The organism is Corynebacterium sp. H127 (assembly GCF_037482665.1).
Lineage (GTDB): Bacteria > Actinomycetota > Actinomycetes > Mycobacteriales > Mycobacteriaceae > Corynebacterium.
The window spans coordinates 97,407-117,290 of sequence record NZ_JBBHKY010000007.1 but is presented as its reverse complement, the minus strand read 5'-3'; the positions used below and the strand labels follow the sequence as shown (position 1 = coordinate 117,290).

At 58.2% G+C, this 19,884-nt stretch carries 19 protein-coding genes; 10 read left to right on the top strand and 9 right to left on the bottom strand.

The annotated features are described in order from the left end of the window. Positions 1-3,300, top strand: a complete 3,300-nt coding sequence (locus WG936_RS08950; RefSeq protein WP_339564138.1) for an arabinosyltransferase domain-containing protein — start codon at positions 1-3, stop codon at positions 3,298-3,300. A gap of 232 nt (positions 3,301-3,532) precedes the next feature. Beyond that, positions 3,533-5,023 carry a SulP family inorganic anion transporter gene (locus tag WG936_RS08945; RefSeq protein WP_339564139.1) on the top strand — a complete coding sequence of 497 codons (1,491 nt, stop codon included), beginning with the start codon at positions 3,533-3,535 and terminating at the stop codon, positions 5,021-5,023. Between the two features lie 3 nt (positions 5,024-5,026). Here the strand turns inward: WG936_RS08945 and WG936_RS08940 are convergent, their stop codons facing one another. The 3 genes from WG936_RS08940 to WG936_RS08930 are packed head-to-tail and all read right to left on the bottom strand — an operon-like array spanning position 5,027 to position 7,419. Next, the gene (locus tag WG936_RS08940; protein WP_339564140.1) at positions 5,027-6,040 is read right to left on the bottom strand and encodes a glycoside hydrolase family 25 protein; all 1,014 of its coding nucleotides are present in this window, start codon (positions 6,038-6,040) and stop codon (positions 5,027-5,029) included. A 30-nt stretch (positions 6,041-6,070) separates the two neighbouring features. Beyond that, the gene (locus tag WG936_RS08935) at positions 6,071-6,871 is read right to left on the bottom strand and encodes a PrsW family intramembrane metalloprotease (RefSeq protein ID WP_339572711.1); all 801 of its coding nucleotides are present in this window, start codon (positions 6,869-6,871) and stop codon (positions 6,071-6,073) included. Then, a complete protein-coding gene (locus tag WG936_RS08930) occupies positions 6,868-7,419 on the bottom strand; it encodes a hypothetical protein (protein WP_339572710.1) in 552 nt (183 codons plus the stop codon). The genes WG936_RS08935 and WG936_RS08930 overlap by 4 nt, the downstream gene beginning before the upstream one ends. A 20-nt stretch (positions 7,420-7,439) precedes the next feature. Here WG936_RS08930 and WG936_RS08925 point away from each other — a divergent pair, with 20 nt between their 5' ends. Next, positions 7,440-9,209, top strand: coding sequence for a M13 family metallopeptidase (locus WG936_RS08925; RefSeq protein ID WP_339564143.1), 1,770 nt, complete (start codon positions 7,440-7,442; stop codon positions 9,207-9,209). Between the two features lie 59 nt (positions 9,210-9,268). Here WG936_RS08925 and WG936_RS08920 read toward each other — a convergent pair whose 3' ends face one another. After that, complete coding sequence (locus tag WG936_RS08920) at positions 9,269-10,258, bottom strand: hypothetical protein (RefSeq protein ID WP_339564144.1); 990 nt, start codon at positions 10,256-10,258, stop codon at positions 9,269-9,271. Next, positions 10,255-10,794 carry an ABC transporter ATP-binding protein gene (locus WG936_RS08915; RefSeq protein WP_339564145.1) on the bottom strand — a complete coding sequence of 180 codons (540 nt, stop codon included), beginning with the start codon at positions 10,792-10,794 and terminating at the stop codon, positions 10,255-10,257. Before WG936_RS08915 ends, WG936_RS08920 begins: the two co-directional genes overlap by 4 nt. A 68-nt stretch (positions 10,795-10,862) precedes the next feature. Between WG936_RS08915 and WG936_RS08910 the strand changes: the two genes are divergently transcribed. The 3 genes from WG936_RS08910 to WG936_RS08900 are packed head-to-tail and all read left to right on the top strand — an operon-like array spanning position 10,863 to position 13,956. Next, positions 10,863-11,330, top strand: a complete 468-nt coding sequence (locus tag WG936_RS08910) for a PadR family transcriptional regulator (RefSeq protein WP_339564146.1) — start codon at positions 10,863-10,865, stop codon at positions 11,328-11,330. Next, positions 11,327-11,977, top strand: a complete 651-nt coding sequence (locus WG936_RS08905; RefSeq protein WP_339564147.1) for an ABC transporter ATP-binding protein — start codon at positions 11,327-11,329, stop codon at positions 11,975-11,977. The genes WG936_RS08910 and WG936_RS08905 overlap by 4 nt, the downstream gene beginning before the upstream one ends. Further along, entirely contained in the window at positions 11,974-13,956 is a 1,983-nt protein-coding gene (locus WG936_RS08900; RefSeq protein WP_339572709.1) for an FtsX-like permease family protein, read from the top strand. Before WG936_RS08905 ends, WG936_RS08900 begins: the two co-directional genes overlap by 4 nt. Before the next feature lie 18 nt (positions 13,957-13,974). On the opposite strand, the gene WG936_RS08895 is transcribed toward WG936_RS08900, so the two are convergent. Together WG936_RS08895 and WG936_RS08890 are read right to left on the bottom strand one after the other, a co-directional pair. Further along, positions 13,975-14,592, bottom strand: coding sequence for a CG0192 family protein (locus WG936_RS08895; RefSeq protein WP_339564149.1), 618 nt, complete (start codon positions 14,590-14,592; stop codon positions 13,975-13,977). Further along, positions 14,589-15,038, bottom strand: coding sequence for a methylated-DNA--[protein]-cysteine S-methyltransferase (locus WG936_RS08890; RefSeq protein ID WP_339572708.1), 450 nt, complete (start codon positions 15,036-15,038; stop codon positions 14,589-14,591). The genes WG936_RS08895 and WG936_RS08890 overlap by 4 nt, the downstream gene beginning before the upstream one ends. A gap of 11 nt (positions 15,039-15,049) precedes the next feature. On the opposite strand from WG936_RS08890, the gene WG936_RS08885 reads away from it, so the two are divergent. Next, positions 15,050-15,613, top strand: coding sequence for a hypothetical protein (locus WG936_RS08885; RefSeq protein ID WP_339564151.1), 564 nt, complete (start codon positions 15,050-15,052; stop codon positions 15,611-15,613). Here the strand turns inward: WG936_RS08885 and WG936_RS08880 are convergent. Both WG936_RS08880 and WG936_RS08875 read right to left on the bottom strand, forming a co-directional pair. After that, on the bottom strand, positions 15,610-16,248 hold the full coding sequence (locus tag WG936_RS08880) for a 3-oxoacid CoA-transferase subunit B (protein ID WP_339564152.1): 639 nt from the start codon (positions 16,246-16,248) through the stop codon (positions 15,610-15,612). The two genes, WG936_RS08885 and WG936_RS08880, sit on opposite strands and share 4 nt — an antisense overlap. Then, positions 16,248-16,991: a CoA transferase subunit A gene (locus tag WG936_RS08875; RefSeq protein WP_339564153.1), complete on the bottom strand. Its 744-nt coding sequence runs from the start codon at positions 16,989-16,991 to the stop codon at positions 16,248-16,250. Before WG936_RS08875 ends, WG936_RS08880 begins: the two co-directional genes overlap by 1 nt. Positions 16,992-17,068: 77 nt before the next feature. Here WG936_RS08875 and WG936_RS08870 point away from each other — a divergent pair, with 77 nt between their 5' ends. From WG936_RS08870 to pcaD, 3 genes are read left to right on the top strand one after another with little or no spacing between them, the layout of a single operon-like run. Continuing rightward, a complete protein-coding gene (locus WG936_RS08870) occupies positions 17,069-17,863 on the top strand; it encodes an IclR family transcriptional regulator domain-containing protein (RefSeq protein ID WP_339572707.1) in 795 nt (264 codons plus the stop codon). A 21-nt stretch (positions 17,864-17,884) separates the two neighbouring features. Then, on the top strand, positions 17,885-19,108 hold the full coding sequence (locus tag WG936_RS08865; RefSeq protein ID WP_339572706.1) for an acetyl-CoA C-acetyltransferase: 1,224 nt from the start codon (positions 17,885-17,887) through the stop codon (positions 19,106-19,108). Between the two features lie 16 nt (positions 19,109-19,124). Beyond that, positions 19,125-19,880 (top strand): 3-oxoadipate enol-lactonase, encoded by a 756-nt coding sequence (gene pcaD / locus WG936_RS08860; RefSeq protein WP_339572705.1) that lies wholly within the window; start codon positions 19,125-19,127, stop codon positions 19,878-19,880. Positions 19,881-19,884: the final 4 nt, after the last annotated feature.

Below are 19,884 nucleotides of genomic sequence, written 5' to 3'. Positions count from 1 at the left end.
GTGTCAAAAGCAGCCAAACTCGCCCCGAACTGGTTAAAGACCACCGCGATCGTCTCAGGACTGGCAGGATTACTCCTTTTCATCCTGACGCCGTTCCTGCCGGTGAATCAAACACAATCGTCGTTTGATTGGCCCCAGAACGGCCTGAACAGCGTCAACGCGCCGCTGTTGTCCTATGCACCGCAGTCTATTGACCTCTCTGTACCCGCTTCTGCTCTGGAAGAGATGCCGGAAGACGAGTGGATGGTTTTGGGAACTCTCCCTGCCGATTCCAAGGATGCTACCGCCCGTGGCATGTTCGTCCGCTGGACCGACCAGGGCCTCGACGTGGTGGTGCGTGACCGAGTTCCACTCTCGATCCCCAAAAGGGACATCCCGAAGGACGGCACTCTGACGGTCTCCGCCACAGCGGAAGAGACCAAGGTGACTTTTGGTTCCAAGTCAGAAGTGCTCGATGGTGACTACCGCCCGCAGCTCACCGGCATTTATACCGATTTGCCGCGTGATGGCAGCATCAGTGGGCTCAACGCTCACGTTGAGATCAATTCTCGCTTCACTTCCAGCCCAAGCCTGATCAAGTACGTGACCATGTGGCTCGGACTTGCGCTGACCGTGGTGGCGTTGTGGTGTCTACACCAGATGGACAAGCTGGACGGCCGCAGATCTCGCGGATTCTTCCCACCGGATTGGTGGAAGCTGAAGGGCCTCGATGTCCTCGTCGCCTTCGTTTTGGTTTTGTGGCATTTCATCGGCGCCAATACTGCAGACGATGGTTATCTGCTCACCATGGCCCGCATCTCACACGATGCCGGCTATATGGCGAACTACTACCGCTGGTTCGGTGTCCCAGAGTCACCGTTCGGCGCGCCATACTATGACCTGCTAGCCCTGATGTCTTATGTGTCCACCAGCTCTATTTGGATGCGTCTACCTGGTCTCATCGCCGGCTGGATGGTGTGGCTCCTCATCACTCGCGAGGTGCTGCCACGGCTGGGCACCAAGATCGGTGATCGTCGCGTAGCGCACTGGACTGCAGCGATCAGCTTCCTGAGCTTCTGGATCGTCTACAACAACGGCACGCGCCCAGAGCCTGTCATCGCACTCGGCGCTCTGCTCACCTGGGTCTGCATGGAGCGTGCCATCGCTACCTCCCGATTGCTGCCTGCCGCATTCGCCGTCATCCTGGCGACGCTTTCTCTTGGCGCGGGCCCAACGGGCCTGATGGCCGTCGCGGCCCTGCTTGCCGGGTTGTCTAGCCTCATTCGCATCATTTATCGACGCCTGCCACTGCTGGGAGCACCACACGGTGGCAAGGGCACCTGGCGGGCTGCGATGGCGATGATTGCGCCATTCCTGGCTTCGGGAACTGCGATCCTACTCGCGGTTTTTGGCGATCAAACGCTGCCCGTGGTCATGGAAGCAATTCGCGTCCGTGCTGATAAGGGTCCTGCACTGGCCTGGTACATGGAGTGGGTTCGTTATGAATCCCTCATGGGCCAGACTGTGGATGGTTCCTTCACCCGTCGCTTCGCCGTCATCATGGTGTTCGTGTCGGTGGCGCTGGTGTTGGCATCCATGCTGCGCAACGGTCGTGTACCGGGCTCCGCCTCAGGGCCGTCGCTACGCTTGCTCCTGACCTTCCTGGGCACCTTGTTCTTCATGATGTTCACCCCAACCAAGTGGACCCACCACTTCGGTGTGTGGGCCGGCATCGGTGCCGCAATGGCAGGCCTAGCGGCGGTGGCACTATCGCATATGGCACTGAAGTCTTCACGTTCCCGCACCCTGCTCTTTGGTGGAATCCTCTTCGTGCTGGCGTTCTGTCTCTCCGGCCCGAATGGCTGGTGGTACATCTCCAGCTTCGGCATTCCGTGGTACGACAAGACGGTGCAGTTCAAGGGCATCGAAGCCTCGAGCGTGGTGCTCGCTATTTCCCTCCTCGTGCTGTTGATCGGCGTAATTCAGTCCTTCATCTCCGATGTTCGCACCGCGCAGGCGGAGGTAGCAGGAGAACTGGAAGAGCTGAGGCACGAACGACGCCAACGCCTGCAGCGTTTCCAAGGCTTGGCGGCATCCCCGATCGCTGTGGTGTCCGCACTCGTGATGGTGTTTACCGTCCTCAGCCTCAGCAAGGGCTTCATCTCCCAGTACCCCGCGTACTCCGTCGGGCTCGGCAATGTGCGCTCGGCTACCGGCAACTACTGTGCCTTGGCTAACGACGCCCTGTTGGAGACCAATTCCAATGAGTCCTTCCTCAAGCCTGCCGACGGCTCGGAACTGGGCAAATCTCTGGAAACCGATGAGAACCGTGGCTTCGAGGCCAACAACGTGCCAAGCACCATCGACTCCGAGTCTGTTGGCGTGGAGAAATCTGAAGGCACCATCGGCGGCGCTACTGCTTCCGAAGACACCACCGAAACCGGTGGTGGACAGAACGCCGGCAACTCGGGTGGTGTCCGCTCGGATGTCGGTGTCAATGGCTCCAAAGTCTCGCTGCCATTCGGCCTGGACTATCAGAAGGTCCCGGTTGTGGGCTCCTACACCGAAGGACCACAGTTCCCCGCAAAGGTCACTACCACTTGGTACTCCCTGCCGGAACGCAGCGAGGACACCCCGCTGGTAGTGGTGTCCGCAGCGGGCCGCATTGCGCACCATGACATCAATGGCGTAGAGCAAAACGGCCAGGACTTGGTCGTAGAGTATGCGACGGTTAACGGTGACTCGGTTACTGGCGTCGGCAAGCTGGAACCTTTGGACATCGGGCCAACGCCGTCGTGGCGCAACCTGCGTGTACCGATGGATCAGATCCCACCTGAGGCCAATGCAGTGCGCATCGTGGCCGAGGACCAGAACCTCGACCCGGAGCAGTGGCTGGCGTTCCTGCCACCACGCGTACCTAAGCTCGATTCGCTCAACAACGTGATCGGCTCTGAGGATCCCGGCTTGTTGGACTGGGCCGTGGCGCTGCAGTTCCCTTGCCAGCGCACCTTCAATCACTTCGCAGGCGTTGCTGAGCTGCCGAAGTTCCGCATCGCTCCAGATCATCCAGGCAAGGTCACCCTGTCCCCTGTGATGGACTACGCCGGTGGCGGCGTCCTCGGCTTGACCGAAGCCGTGAACACCTCCGTGGAGATCCCTGGTTACCTCAAGGATGACTGGCATCGCGACTGGGGCTCCGTCACCCGCTACACGCCACGCACGAATACTCGTGGTGAGGAGCCCGATGTGGCTGAGATCAACCACGAAGTCATTCAACGTTCTGGATTCTGGAACCCCGGACCAATGAAGATCGACGAATAACCCTTCGAAACTAAGGCCTCCGCTTCGGCGGAGGCCTTCTTGGTGTCTGCATCTTCTAGCCGCAAGGTCCGGATCCTCGCAGAAACTTCCACGAGGCCGCAGGCCGACAACAGTGATCCCAGGAATTCTGAGTTCTGCACGGCGGGTACGAAAGGCTTGGGTTGATTGTTAGGAAAACATCTTACTTACCCATTGAAGACACCCATAAACGCTGAAGCTAAGATCACTTCTCGTGTCCAATGATCCGCACTACGCGCCCTCCACTATCCCGACTAATGTTGTCGATTCCTTCCGCTACGCTTTTTCCTCCCCGACGCAGCTGCGCCGGGAGGTTTTCGGCGGCCTGATTGTGGCGCTGGCGCTCGTGCCGGAGGCGATTTCTTTTTCTGTTCTCGCTGGTGTGGACCCAGCGGTGGGATTGTATTCCAGCGTGATCATGACAGTGGTCATTTCTCTCACCGGCGGCCGCCCCGCAATGATCGCTGCTTCCACAGGCGCGGTCGCGGTTGTCATCGCGCCCGTCGCCCGCGACTATGGCATGAACTACTTCCTGGCGACGGTGGTGCTGGCCGGCGTAATCCAGCTGATCCTGGCTAGCTTGGATGTCGCCCGACTGCTGAGGTTCATTCCGCGCAGCGTCATGACGGGCTTCGTCAACGCGCTCGCGCTGGTGGTGCTCAGCGGTCAGATCAGACATCTGATTAACGTGCCGTGGCTGGTCTACCCATTAGTATTGCTCGGAATTGCAATCCTGGTGTTCTTGCCGCGACTGAGCACCGTGGTCCCGGCGCCACTGGTCGTGGTGCTGCTGCTCACTATCAGCACGATCTATTTCGACTGGGACCTGCCTACTGTCGGCGATCAGGGCGAACTGCCTACCTCTTTACCGAACCTGCTTGTTCCTGTTGTTCCACTGACCTGGGAAACACTCACCATCATCGGCCCATTTGCGCTAGCCATGGCACTAGTCGGCCTTATGGAATCGCTGCTAACTGCCAAGCTGATTGATGACATCACGGAGTCGCACAGCTCCAAGGCGCGCGAAAGCTTCGGGCAGGGCCTAGCAAACGTTATGTCAGGTCTCTTCGGTGGCATGGGCGGTTGCACGGTAATCGGTCAGACCTTGATCAATGTGAAGGAGGCACAAGCCCGCACGCGCCTGTCGACGCTCCTCTCCGGCGGATTCCTTTTAGTATTGCTGCTCGCATTCAGCGATGCGGTAGGCAAGATTCCTATGGCAGCGCTGGTAGCCATCATGTTGATGGTGGTCACACACACCTTTGATTGGCATTCGGTTAAGCCGCGCACCCTCAAGTTGATGCCGGTATCAGAAACCGTGATCATGCTGTTGACGGTGGCCACCACCCTGCTTACCCACAACCTTGCTATCGGTGTGGGTGTAGGCGTGCTCGCCGCCATGGTGGCGTTTTCCCGCAAGGTGTCCAATGTGGCCTCGGTGACGGAGACTCCAACGGGTTATCAGGTCAACGGCCCACTGTTTTGGGCTGCGAGCAATGATTTGATTTACAACTTCGACTACAACCGAGGACTGCAGCATGTGGAAATCGATTTGAGCGAGGCCAGGATTTGGGACGCTTCCACCGTCGCCACCTTCGATGCGATCACGCAAAAATACGCAGCAAAGGGGACGACCGTCTCAATCGTTGGACTCGATGCCCGAAGCCAGCAGATTGTGGACCGGCTTTCTGGGCAGCTGGGCTAAGCCCTACGGCGCCTGATGCCCCGCTGCGTTCAGCAGCAGCAACAGGTCACCCACGGTGTAATCGCCCGTAGCCATAGCTTGGAGATCTTGGACAGGCAGGTCGCCGCCGAGATCCTTCACCATTCCGCCCAGAGCATCGGCGACGCCAGCCTCAAGTCCAGCAGCACCGGCAGCCTGCTGCGCCAAAGCGCCAGCCTGATCTGCCGGCAGGATGCCGATAGCACCTGCCATTGCCAGCAAGGCCGCGACGATCTCCTTGTTTGACATACCGAGGTTGCCGTCGGTAGCCACGACTTCACCCGGCGCGAGCACACCGCCATAGGAACCATTGAAGCTAGTGAGCTGATTTGGGGTGCCATTAAAGAGGTTCACATCAACTGGGGTGTCCACACCGGTGACGCTTCCCTCGCCAGTGCGCTGCCAGAAGGCCATCTGCTCCCAACCGCCGGGGAGGCTGTCCGGGACATCATTCTGGTAGGCCGCGAACCACAGCGGGTAGTGGCTGAATTCGGTGGTGTTGGCCATATCTTGCTGCCAGAAGTAGCGGTAGGTGTACACCATTGGCTTACGACCGGTAAGGCGCTCAGTTTCACCTAGAAAAGTGCGGGTCCATTCCTGAAGTTGCTCCGGCGCGAGGCCATCAGTTTGCTCCAGATCCATCACTGGAGGCAGGTCTTGCGGATGCGCCTTGTACGCGGCCGCAAATTCTGCGGCCTGCGCTACGGGATCGGTGCCGGGGCGAGCGTAGTGATAGGCACCGACAGTCAGACCGTTGTCCTTGGCCTGCTGGATGTCTTGAGCGTACTGCGGGTTCTGGTACCCAATGCCTTCGGTGGCCTTCACGAACGCGAAGTCCTGGGAATTGTTTACGGTAGCCCAGTCAATATTGCCTTGCCAGCTGGCCACGTCGATGCCGGATGGCGCATCGTGCCCAGCGGCGACCGCCACAGGGGTAAGCAAAGTGGCGGAAAGGAGCAGGGGAAGGAGGACCTGTCGTGTCCGTCGGAAAATATGCATGACACCAAACGTACACAACTTTCACACAAGTCACATCAGCAACACGTAAGAATTATCAATCTTGTTCAATCTCACACACTTGACATACAACCAAATAAACAAGGGATAGATCACCATCGTCAGAACGCCATACTGCACAAAAGCCAACTCTTCCGATGCCGGCATCACATTCCACAAGAAGTGCAGCAGCATCGCGGCCCCAATCCACCACAACTTGGACAGAGACTTCCGCTGGAACATGGCTTGCCCGATGCCCCAGCCAGCAATCGCGGTCAGCGCCACGTGGAGCCCCGGACCTGCGACAGCTCGCATCCCCCACATCGCAAGGACACCAGCGAAATCACTATTGGCGTCGAGAAGCGCGCCCATCGCCCCATAGCTAAGGTTCTCATTAACCTCAAAGCCCAGCCCGACCAAACCGCCGGTGACAAAGCCGTGCCACGGCCGATTCAGACGACGGGAGCAATACAGGATCAGCAGCACGCCAGCAGCTTTGGCGATCTCCTCTGGATACGCCCCACCAAAGGACGCGGCGAGCACCTCCCAACCCAGTTTGTCGGTGATCTCCAACCACGCAGTCGAAGGCAGCGCGACCAGCGCCAACGACACCCCCGCACCCCAGGCCAGGCAGCTCAAGACGTACAGCCCGCCTGCCGACGGCCACAACGGCCCCGCCCGAAACAGCAATACGCCGGCAACCAGGTACACCGCCGCGAAAAGCAGCCCCAACCCGAGCCCAATTGGAGATAGCACACCACCAAGTCCAGTCATGAGGACGGCGATCGGAATGCCGAACACCAGCACTAACCAGTACATTCCCGAGCGATTCATGCCGCCACACCTAGCTCTTCCAGCTCAGGCAACTCGCCTTCGCCACCGCGAAAGGCATCCAGGATCAGCGCCGAATACGGTCGCTGTTCTGCACCGCTCACCACTGCGACCATCATCAGCCCTTCATGTTCACCCGTACCAACGGTGGCAACGCCTATCGCATCATCGGTCTCATAGAGCAGGTGCTGTCCATCCCGAACCAGCTCGCCCTCACCTGGTGGGAAGAGCAGGGCGGCGCGCATGCCCCGCTTGAGAGTGTTCTCCGGATCCTCGCTGCCTTCCATCACAATGGAATACACACTTGCACCGTCACAAGACCACGATTCCATCAGTAGTTCATCGCCCTCTTCACAAGTCAAGGGGCCACCGTCGGGCCAGTTGATGGGAATCTCCCACTGGGTCATCGGCGAGCTCAACACGAGTGGACTGCGATCACTATCGAGCTCTGGAACCGCCAGGCTGATCAGTGAAGGCGCGAGCAGCAGTGTCGCCACAATTCCGGTGATTTTCCACACCGGTAGCCGGGGTTTGAGTCGATAGTTGGGCATAGTGCCTAGGATAGTGCGTTATGGACAACCTCTATGAAGCAGTAAATGGCGACTGGCTGGCCACCCACGTGATTCCCGATGACCGCGCCGTCGATGGCACCTTCCACAAGTTGCGTGACGACGCCGAGGCTGCGGTGCATGAACTGGTGCAGGAGCATCCGCTCTACCGCGGGTTCATGGACGTAGGCACCCTCAACGCTCTCAGCACAGGCCCCCTCGGCCCCGACTTGTCCTTACTGACGCTGCCCGCCACTGAAGCGCTGGGCAAGCTCTCCCGCACCGGAGTCTCTTCCCCCATCGAAGCCTTTGTAGCAAAGGACTCTGCGTCCGAGGAAGCATTGGTTTACCTCGTACAAGGCGGCCTCGGGCTACCAGATGAGGCTTACTACCGCGAGCATCCAGAGATCCTGGCTGGCTATGAACAGCACGTGGCACGGATGCTGGAATTCCTTGGAAAATCGGATCTGACTCCCGCCGTCATCGAGCTGGAGAAGAAGCTTGCCGCCGCGCATTGGGATGTCGTTGCGGCCCGCGACGCCCAGAAGACTTTCAACCCGATGCCGTTTTCCGACCTACCTGTCAACGTCCAGGAGGTGCTCCGCGCCGCTGGGGTGCCTGAGCATCGGGTGATCAACATGATGCCGTCCTTCTTCACCGCCCTGGATGCCTTGTTGGAGTCCGAGGACTGGACCCCGTGGCTTACCTGGCACGTTCTCTCCGCCCGCGCCCCTTATCTCACCGAAGAGATTTCGCGCGCGAACTGGGAGTTTTATGGACGTACGCTCACTGGCGCCACCGAGCAGCGCGACCGCTGGAAGCGCGCCGTCGGGTTGGTTGAATCCATGGTGGGTGAAGAAATCGGCAAGGCCTACGTGGACAAGCACTTCCCCCCTGCCCATAAGGAAGAGATGGAGCGGCTGGTCGGTCGGCTACTCAAGGCTTATGAGTCCCGTATTTCGCAGCTGGAATGGATGACCCCGGAGACTCGGAAGCGCGCCCTGGAAAAGCTAGCCAAGTTCAAAGCCAAGATCGGCTACCCGAACAACTGGCGTTCTTTTGATGGCCTCGAATTCGGCTCGGACTTGTTGGAGAATGTTCGTCGCGCTGCCGCCTTCAACCATGACTACGAGTTGGCCAAGATCGGCAAGCCGGCGGACCGGGACGAATGGGTCACCACCCCGCAAACCGTCAACGCCTTTTACAACCCAGTGGTCAATGACATCACCTTCCCAGCAGCTATCCTGCAGCCCCCGTTCTTCGACCCAGCTGCCTCGGATGCAGCGAACTTCGGAGCGATCGGCGCCGTCATCGGCCATGAAATCGGGCACGGTTTCGACGACCAAGGTTCGCATTACGACGGCGACGGCAACCTGAACTCCTGGTGGACCGAGGCTGATCGTACTGCTTTCACCAAGCTGACCGCACAATTGGTTGAGCAGTTCGACGGCCTCATCCCAAGCGTCTTGGCAGGCAAAGCGGGCATCCATGGAGTCAACGGTGAGTTCACCTTGGGTGAAAATATCGGCGACCTTGGTGGCTTAGGCATCGCCGTGACGGCTTTCCTCCAGTCTGGCTCTCAGGAAGAACTCCCCGAGCTCTTCCTGTCATGGGCGCGGATCTGGCGCACCGCTATCCGTCCTGAAATGGCTGAGCAATACCTTGCCATCGATCCACACTCCCCAGCCGAGTTCCGCTGCAACGTCATCGCCGCGAATATCGACGAATTCTATGAAGCGTTCGAAGTCGGAGACATGGCAATTTCCGCAGAGCAACGCGTGCGGATCTGGTAGTTTACGCAGCTAAACTAGTCCTCTGTTGCGTCCGCGACGGAGGACTAGTTCAACGGTCATTAGCGAAAGAGCAGCGCTACCGCCGTTAGTAATCCGCTCAGCAGTAGCCCTTTTCCGTAATAGTCAATTAGTTCCATTGGAACACTTATCCCCATGCCGTTCTCCATGAAAGTTAAGGTCACCACGCGTCGCGGTTGACCGCGCTTGTAGGATCCATAGCCAATCGAGGCGACTATTCCAAGCAGCCACACTAACGGCAGTTGCCACAACAGGTACGCCACTGTGCCTCCAAGCAGCGCGTGACATCCAAGAACGATGAACCCTGCTGTCGTGCTGTCCGTTAGTTTGCTGGTATCCGCACAGCGATAGACACCAGCGCCGAGAATGGTCCACGCACAAACAAAAACAATGGCACAACTAGGACCAAGAGGCGTTGTGAGCACCACAGCGGTTGCTATCTGGATCAGCGCGATGAGCAGCAGATACGACCTTCTCATAAGACGTCGCAACGTTAAAGAGGGGAGCTTTATCGATCTCCACCGGATCCACATCTCAGCGAAGGCATCGGAGGCGAGTTGATTGTCTTGCACGTGAAAAGCTGCCAATCCAACGAGCCGGGTGCGCCCGGCTGCGAGAAGGACTGGGAGACTCGCGGGCTTGATCATGGCGAATACGACGCGTAGCGCAACAGCACCACAAGCACCTAGCACTGGGTGCCCAACCGCGACTCCAGTAACAACACCAAAAACTAACTGTCCACAAAGCTGGACTACTGAGTCCACATCAAAGCTGCGCCTACCGCCACGTGGCCGCTCGTGGTAAACCCAACGAAGCTCTGACAGCGCACGCAATGGCATGATCCGCTCTAGAAGCCATGCGAGTAGGGAGTTTGCTAAGACCGCCGATACAAGAACGATCGGCGACGAGGCCACTCCCGCTAGATCGGACTTAGCAGCTAACCACTGAACGCCGTTCCACAGAAACCCTAGGCACACGCCTGCAATTACTATTGGGTACAGAAAACCCGATATGCGTTCGAAAATGCTCATCTGAGATCTACTATTTCGTCACAGGCAGCCTGAACTAGTGCTGAATGAGAAGCAACTACGACGATGCGGGTGTCCGCTAGTGTCTTAAGCTCATCACATAGAAACGCTATCCAGTCGGGATCGAGGTGCCGCTCTGGTTCATCGATGAGGATTACCCCAGCAGGCACCCTAAGTTGCGCAGCCAGGAATACACGCTGCCGTTGCCCGCTGGATAACCACGCAGGCGGAAGCTCAAGAAGGGGTTCCAAGTCCCAACTCGCAACGAGTGCTTCCGAAGATTCACCCAGCAGCTCCAAATGCTCAGCAACGGTCATATCGGGATAAAAGACCGGATCTCCCACCCGGAGCACAATGCCATCCCCCTGATAGCTGACGGTACCCTCGATCGGCTCAAGCTCGTTGGCCATGGTTTGCAACAGAGTGGATTTCCCAACTCCATTGGGTCCACGCAGCCCATACATCCGGCCAGGACAAAATTCCTTATCTAAGGATCCGATGGGCAGTTTATGTCCATAACTACAGGCAACGTGAAGCATGGCACCATGATACACATTGATATCCACTAACTTACCGAGTAACTTACTTGGTAAGGAGGTAGTAGCGAATGTCCATCAAATATGCACTATTGAGCCTCCTCGACGAGCAACCGCAAGGATCTGCCCAGCTGCAGGCCACTTTTCATGAGCGCACGAATCACACCTGGCCACTCAATATCGGTCAGGTCTACCAAACAGTCAAGCGACTCCAACGCGATAAGTTGATCGAAGTCACTGGCCGCGATGGTAAGGCCGACATTTTCAGCATCACCCCAGCCGGCAATCAAGCATTGCGGGAATGGTGGTCGATGGCCGTCGAAAAGCCCGCCGATGACCGCGATGAACTGGTGATCAAAATGGCGATCGCAAAGGATCGCAGCACGCTAATCAAAACTCAACGCGCTGCGAATATGGCAAAACTTCGTGAATTAACTCGTACCCCGTCCGAAGGCACCGCCGATCTACTGAAACAGCGGCACATTTTTAACCTCGAAGCCGAGGCCCGCTGGCTCGACTACTTAGAGGAGCAAGCATGAAACTGGAAAGCATTACTCAAGAATTCCGTGACGGATCCAACACCCGCACAGTGCTTCGCGATGTCACTCTCGAAGTCAGCCCGGGCGAACTCGTCGCCGTCATGGGGCCGTCGGGAGCCGGCAAAACCACCTTGTTGCGCATCGCGGGGTTGCTCGAAACACCCACTAAAGGGCGCGTGCTTATTGGCGACATCGACTGCTCTACGCTGGACCGCAATCAACGAGCTGATTTACGTCGCGACAGACTCGGATTCGTCTTCCAGGATTACAACCTCATCGATACCCTGACGATTGTCGAAAACGTCGCATTGCCACTTGAACTCGCTGGTCACCGCTCAGCGAGGAAGCAGGCTTTGGCAGAGCTGGAAAAGCTCAGTCTGGGGGAAATAGCTGAGCAGTTCCCCGACGAAGTTTCTGGTGGCGAACGCCAACGTACCGCAATTGCCCGCGCTTTTATCGGGCCACGCTCCGTAATCCTCGCCGACGAACCGACAGGTGCTTTGGACACAGCGAATTCCGATGCTGTGATGCGCCTCATCAGGAACCGCGTCGACGAGGGCTCATCCGGTTTGATGGTCACACACGAACCTCGACTGGCAGCCTACGCCGACCGAACGGTGCGGTTGAAGGACGGTGAACTGCAATGATCCGGCTAGCACGACGTGACATCGTCAAGCATTGGAAACGCTCACTGGTCGCGATACTCCTCTTGGCGATGCCTACGCTCATCCTCACCACGTTCCTATCACTGGTCCACACCGCCGTGTACCTCGAGGAGTATCCGGAAAATGTGTATACCTATGCGAACAACGCTACGCAGCCGCGGGAAGATTTCCACCGGGTATACCGTGGCCAAACCGCTGCTTCTGCCAACGGCGAGTCAGTAAACCAATGGGTCACTGCGCATGACTATGCTGATGCCCCGCCTCCCGGCACGGTGATTATCTCGCGCGGTGTCGCCCGCGCCCTGGGACTATCTGTCGGCGATACCGTCGACATCGGCACTGCCGCGTTAACGGTCTATGACCTGCGCTACCCAGATAACATAGTGGCCAATGTGGCTGACGGCGCCCAATTAGGTCTTGACGATGACGTGTGGTGGGCAACAACTGAACGGGTGGCCGCGGGTGACCCAACGTTTAGCGGCATCTTTGTCGAAGAAGGCCAACCTCTACCGCCCCGCCTTTCCCGCTTCATAGTGGGCTTTTTCGCAAGCGGATTCTCCGCCACAATGCTGCTCTCCCTGTTTGCTCTCATGACAATCATCGTCGCGGCACTGAGCGCTCCTTTGTTTGTGATGGCACACACTCGTCTACGCCGCATCCAACAACAATTGGACTTCATCGGCGCACGGAAATCCCGCATCGATGCCATACTCCGTTGGGAGGCACTGCTCCTCGGCATAGCCGGCGGCGGATTAGGTCTCTTCGCTTCGGGAGTACTGTCTGCCGCCACCGGGTACTTCTTTATCGATGAAAAGGTTCAATGGGCCTGGGACACAGGACTGATCTTTGTTGCACTCACACTGGCCAGTGCATTGTCATCCGCACAAATAGCTTTGCGAGGCTCCCAACGAGGCGCCCTGCGCACTTGGCAGCGCTGGCTTGGACCAAGCATCCTTGTCTTCGGGTGCTTGGTCCTTCTCGAACCGAGCATTGGCCCGTTTTTAGGAATGCCGGTTGCTTGCCTTGGCGCGGCCCTGTGCGGACCATGGATAATTGGCATTCTTGCTGCGCTGGCCAAACACGTGCCTAGTGTGACCGCAATGTCGATTCGAGACGCTGAACGCAACCACAAGCGGACGTCAGCAGCCATCGCATCGATCACCGCCACATCCATCGCCATCGGAGTCCTCAGCATTGCGCTACCAGGTTTCATGAATCCTAATCAAGGCCTTAGCAATGGAGTGATCGCTAAGGCCAACGTCCCCGTGACATCGCAGGAGAATTTTCTCCCATTACTGACAGCGCTCGAAGAAGACTTCGGGCCTCGAGTCGATATCTACGCAACAGAAGATTACTCGTATGATTCCGGTGGAACTGCTTGGTACCCATTGGGCATTTACGCCTACGACATAGTGGCCGACCCAGCGATTGTAGACATGCTAGTGATCGATCCAGAAAGTCGGAAGGCTGCACGAGAAAAACTGCAGGCAGGCGAGACTATCAAGGCTTCTGAATTGGGAATCGCTGCGCCGGGAAAACTGAGTGCTCGACCAGACTCCGGTGAAAAGAGTAAGTATGTGGCTAGCTTGTTTCCGGATAGCCCTACTACGATTCAACAGCTCAAATTGCATCGACTCAGCCAAACCAGTGGCATGGAAATCGGTGCAGCAAATGAAAACAAGAGCCTGCTCACAGTCACGCTACTAATGGTGGGCCTCGGAGTCCTGTTCATTGTCTCGATCATCGCTATGGTGCTTGTGCTCGCCGCCGCGGAATCTCGCACGGATCGTCGCTGCCTCGATGACATCGGCGCGGGTCCGAAGACAATGCGAAAATACCTTGCTACACAGGCCGCACTTATCACGATTCCGAGCGTTTTCTTGGGTTTCGCATTGACGATTGTCATACTTGCGATATTTCGGGGCTCATTCTGGTTTAGCGGCCCAATGGCACCGTTTTAGAATCACCGAGTCAAATCACTACAGATCGCGCCAGATCAGTTCAGCCACCACGAATTGGTCTCCAGATTCGATCAGAGTGCCGCTGATGTGTCGCGGAGATGGGACGCGGGATGCACGCAGGTATTTTGCGGGGAGGAGTCGGCGCGAAACACGTAGTTCAAAGGAACGTCCTACGCCGTTGACTTTCGCGCTGGCAAGGACGCGCTCTTCGGAGGCATTCTCTATGGCCACGTCAGTGATTTCAGTGGACGGGGTCTGGCCGGTGCCTTGGATGTGCATGGCCTGAGCCTTGCCGTCGCTACGCTCAGCTTCGGTGTCTCCGGCGAGGATGACGCGCACGATCTCCCCTACCGCTACTGGGTCGTGAATCGCCTTAGTAACGTAGCGGGTTCCGAGCGCGCTGTGCTCCATGGTGCCCACCTGCCCGCTAGACAGTGCCTCGCTGCGATAAGTGACGGGCAGCTGGACTAAACGCCCCTCATCATCGTTGCCAATAACAAAGTCGATACCAACTTCGCCCGCTGGGTCTACCAGCCGAAACGCGCCGAGTTCCGTGAATCCTGGCATCCAGGCTTGCAGCATTTCTTCCTTGCTTGGTGTCAAGGTTGCTGGGAGGATTTCTGCTACGCGGCTCATGCGTGCCAGTCTATGCGCTCCAGGTCGAGCAGGAAACCTTTCGCAGATAATCCGCCAAGGTATCCTCCTAGTCCGCTCTTCGCCAAGACCCGATGGCAGGGCACCAGAATTGGCAGTGGGTTTCTCGCACACGCTGTCCCAACGGCTCGGGCCGCCCCGGGACGCCCAAGCTCGGCAGCAAGCTGACCATAGGTTTTAACCTCGCCAAAGCTTATCGACGCCAACGCCCACTGCACCTCCTGCCGGAAGTTCTTCGGTTCCGGGCGATCCAGCGGCACGGTGAATTTTTCTCGCTTGCCCGCCAAGTACTCTTCGATCTCCGCCCGGGCTTGTTGCTCCCAAGTGGTGGGCTCGCAGGTTTCCGCTGTGCAGAAACGAACGTGCTGGATGCCATTGCCGGAGGAAACGAGGGTTAGCGGGCCGATGGCGGAGACGAAGGAGAGCATATACTCAGTGTATGGAAGATTTTGTGGTTGGTGGCCAGGATCGCAAGCTCAGTGACCAGGAACAGTTCGAGCAAATCGACTGGTATTTCCAGGCGCATTACCCTGTGAAAGATCTCGAAGATTGGCTGGCCCGTCTTCCCGATCGCCTCACCCATGCTGCAATGATGCAGCTGGGCTCCGCCGCGGATCATGAAATGCCCGGCGTGCTCTATTCCGCGGGCATCACCATGTCCGAACATGAGCTGGGCACTGTTTTCACGCCCTCACAGCCCAACACTCGCACGGCGGTGGCTTCCTGGGGTCGCCCTGCAGGCCCGGCTACGGAGAATTACTGGTTCCCGCTTGTCGCCGCAGCAGCGCAACTGTCTGGCACAACCATTCTTGCTACGAATCAAGTAGCAGCAGCGAAGTCCTTTTCGGACACTGCTTGGGGGCTATCCGAAGGGTGCCCAGCTGTAGAAGACGCCGGGTTCGATAACTACCTGCTTACCCGACCGAACGGCGACTGGATTCAGACCCCAGCCGCTGCCCGCGCAGAGATCCAAGCAGTGGCCGAGTTCTTGCGGGGAAACTAGCAAGCAACTTCGAATTCCGCCTCGGTGATGGACTGGAGCTCCGCCAGGCTTACGCCGTCGGCAAGCTCGAGGAGCGTCAAGCCCTTGTTCGCGTCCACAGCGAACACCGCATGGCTGGTGACGATCATGTCCACGCACTTCGCGCCGGTCAGCGGCAGGGTGCAGCTCTTGAGGATTTTCGACTGCCCCTTCTTGGTCACATGATCTGTCATCACGATGATCGTGCCTGCGCCGTGTACTAGGTCCATGGCCCCACCCATTCCTTTGACAAGTTTGCCGGGCACCATCCAGTTAGCTAGATCACCGAATTGGGAGACTTCCATAGCGCCCAGCACTGCAACGTCGATGGACTTGGAACGGATCATCGCGAAGGAATCCGACGACGAGAAGAAGGAGGCGCCGGTGGTAGCGGTGATGGTCTCTTTACCGGCGTTAATCAGCTCTGGGTCCACGGCCTCATCTGTCGGGTAGGGACCAACACCGAGGATGCCATTTTCGGAGTGGAGCACCACATCTAGCCCCTCCGGTAGGTAACCGGGTACGAGAGTCGGCATGCCGATGCCCAGGTTGACGTACTGCCCGTTCCGCAGCTCCTTGGCCACGCGAGCCGCCATCTGGTTACGATCCCAAGCCATTACTTGCTCACCGTCCTATTCTCGATTCCGGTCTCTTGTGGGCCAACATGCACAACCTTTTGCACGTAAATTCCAGGTAGATCCACCTCATCGGGGTCCAGCGTCTCTACGAGTTCCTCTACCTGGGCGATGGTGATCTTTCCGGACATCGCTGCGTCTGGATTGAAATTCTGCGCGGTCTTATAGAAGGACAGGTTGCCGAATTTGTCACCCCGCTTGGCATGCACGAGCGCGAAGTCCGCCCGGATACCCTCTTCCATCACATACAGTTCGCCGTTAAATTCGCGTGTCTCTTTAGGCTGGGACACCTCTGCCACGCTGCCATCCGAGTTGTAGCGCACCGGCAATCCTCCCTCAGCGACCTGCGTGCCAACTCCAGCAGTGGTGTAGAACGCCGGAATTCCAGCCCCGCCTGCGCGCATCCGTTCCGCCAAGGTGCCCTGCGGCGTGAACTCCACGGAGATTTCGCCAGCTAGGTACTGGCGAGCGTATTCCTTATTAGCGCCAATATATGAGCCGATAGTCCGGGAAATCCGTCCATGTTCGAGTAGTTTTCCGAGGCCGTGCCCATCGGTACCACAGTTGTTGGAGATGATCGTAAGGTTCGTAGACCCAACTTCACGGAGCGCGTCAATAAGGATGGCAGGTATCCCTACCAGCCCAAACCCGCCCACTGCTATCGATGCCCCGTCAGGGATTTCCACTACCGCATCACTTGCTGATGAATATGTCTTGTCAATCATAATCCGCAGTGTACACTGATGTTCATATATTGCACACTAGTTCACACTGCGAACATCAGCGGTCTTAAGGAGATCCAGTGAACCCCAAACCTGCTCCCGAGAGCAGCCCCGACACCACCACAGTTCAATCTTTGGCTCGTGGTCTCGCCGTCATTCGTTCCTTTAACGGCGAGCGCCCAAAACAAACCCTCAGCGAAGTAGCCGAGGTCACCGGATTAGCCCGTGCTACCGCCCGACGCTTCCTCCACACCCTGGTTTCCCTCGAGTACGCAGGAACGGATGGCACGGCGTTTTGGCTCACCCCGCGAGTATTAGAACTGGGATTCTCTTATCTCTCTGGGCTCGAACTACCCACAATCGCACAACCCCGACTCGAACAGCTCTCCCGCACTCTGGGCGAATCTAGCTCCCTGTCTGTTCTCGACGGTGCCGACGTGGTCTACGTCAACCGCGTTCCGGTGCGCAAGATCATGACGGTGTCGATCACCATCGGCACCCGCTTCCCAGCCTTTGCTACCTCCATGGGGCGCGTCCTGCTCGCTGCTCTCCCAGAGGATCAACTAAATAAATTCCTCGCGGTCGCCGATTTCGACGCCCTCACTTCCCGCACCAAAACCAGCCCCGCGGACATTAAGGCAGAACTGGCGCTGGTGAAAGACCAGGGATTCGCCATCGTGGATCAAGAGTTAGAACCTGGGCTGCGCTCCGTCGCTGCACCCATCTATTCCCCTACCGGGGATGTCATTGCCGCGATCAACATCTCTACCCAGAGTGCGCTTCGCGACGCCGGGGAGCTCACCCACCAGGTCATCCCCGAGCTCCTCAACACCGCCCGCGCCATCTCTGCCGACCTGAAAACCGCATCACCTTAAAATCTAGAAAGGCCAGCTCCGTTGAATTCCACTCCCAGCGACATTGTCATCGTCAGCCCACTGCGCACCCCAGTTGGCCGTTACGGTGGTCAATTTTCCCAGGTCAACGTCCAAGACCTCGCCGTTCCCGTTGTTCAGGAGATCCTGAAGCGAACCGGCCTAGACGCCAAGCATATCGACGACGTCATCCTCGGCCAGGCCTCTCCCAATGGTGCAGCTCCTGCCTTAGGACGCATCGTTGCTCTGGATGCCGGGCTTGGAACCTCAGTTCCTGGCATGCAGTTGGATCGGCGCTGCGGTTCGGGGCTGCAGGCCATCGCAACCGCAGCTGCCCATATTGCTGCTGGCGCCGCTGACCTCATCATCGCTGGTGGCGCGGAATCCATGTCCCGCACTGAATACACAGTAGATGGGGACGTGCGTTGGGGCACCAAGGGCGGTTCCATGGAGTTCAAGGACCGATTAGCAGAAGCTCGCGTGACCGCTGGCGGCAAAAATCATCCCGTCCCAGGCGGCATGATCGAAACCGCAGAAAACCTCCAGCGTGAGTACTCCATTGAACGTCAGGCCCAGGATGCTATGGCGGCTACCTCACATGAGCGCGCCGTTCAAGCACAAGAGTCGGGGGTTTTCGCCAAAGAAATCGTCCCCGTCTCTGTCCCCGGCCGAAAGCCTCAGGATCCACCGCAGCAGCTCAGTACCGACGAACACCCGCGCCCCGGCACCACCAGCGAAAAGCTAGCCAAGCTCGGAGCAATCCTGCCGGACGGCACCGTGACTGCCGGTAACGCCTCTGGTCAAAACGACGGCGCTGCCGCGATGATCGTTTGTACCCGCGACCGCGCAGCCGAACTGGGGCTCAACCCAGTTGCACGACTGGCGGGGTGGGCAGTGGCAGGAGTTCCTCCGGAGACCATGGGCATCGGCCCAGTACCAGCAACGAAGAAGGTACTTGAGCGCTTGAACCTGACCTTGGCTGACATGGATGTCATCGAGCTCAATGAGGCCTTCGCCGCGCAGGCCCTAGCGGTGCTCGCAGAGCTCGAGCTATCCCCCTCGGATCCACGGCTTAACCCGCACGGATCGGGCATCTCTCTCGGCCATCCGGTGGGGGCGACCGGAGCCCGGATGGTCGTGACACTGGCGCATGAGCTGCAACGGCGCCAAGGCCGCTACGGCCTGGCCACAATGTGCATCGGTGGCGGACAGGGCCTAGCGGCTGTCTTCGAAGCGGAAAACAACTAAGAGTTAAGGAGAACAAATGGCAATCCTGCACGTACAAGAATTCGGCACCGGCGGCACCCCACTGGTCTTTCTCGGCTCTTTGGGCTCGGATACCGCAATGTGGCTGCCACAGTTAGACCATTTCAGCGCATCGAGGCGCACCATCGCGCTCGATCACCGCGGTCACGGCTCTTCTCCTCTCGTGGCCGGCTCTCCCACCGTCGCGGAGCTAGCCGAGGATGTCCAAACGACATTGCGCGCTATCGGCGTCGAGAAATACGACGTAGTCGGCCTTTCTCTGGGAGGCGCCGTCGCACAGTGGCTGGCCCGCTTTGATGACAACGTGGAGCGTGCGGTCTTCATCTGTACCGCCGCAAAGTTTGGCGAGCCAGCTGGCTGGGCGGATCGGGCTGATACCGTCCGAACCGGCGGGGTGGCTGCGCTTTCCGACGCCGTGGTGGATCGCTGGTTCTCCCCGACCTGGTTACAGCAGCACCCCGCTTCTCGGATGTATTACCGCGCCATGATCGAAAGTACCCCAGCAGAAGGTTACGCCCTGGCCTGTGAGGCACTTGCCAACTGGGACTTCCATGCCGAACTGCCACAAATTGCGGTACCAACGCTTGTTATCGCCGGCACGGAAGACCCCTCCACCGCGCCGGCTGTAGTGCGACAAATCTCTGACGCGATCCCCGACGCGCACTATGCCGAACTCTCGCCCGCCGCGCACCTGCCAAATCTGGAACAACCGGAACAGGTGAACCGGCTCATCGAAGCCCACCTAGCCAGCTAATCCC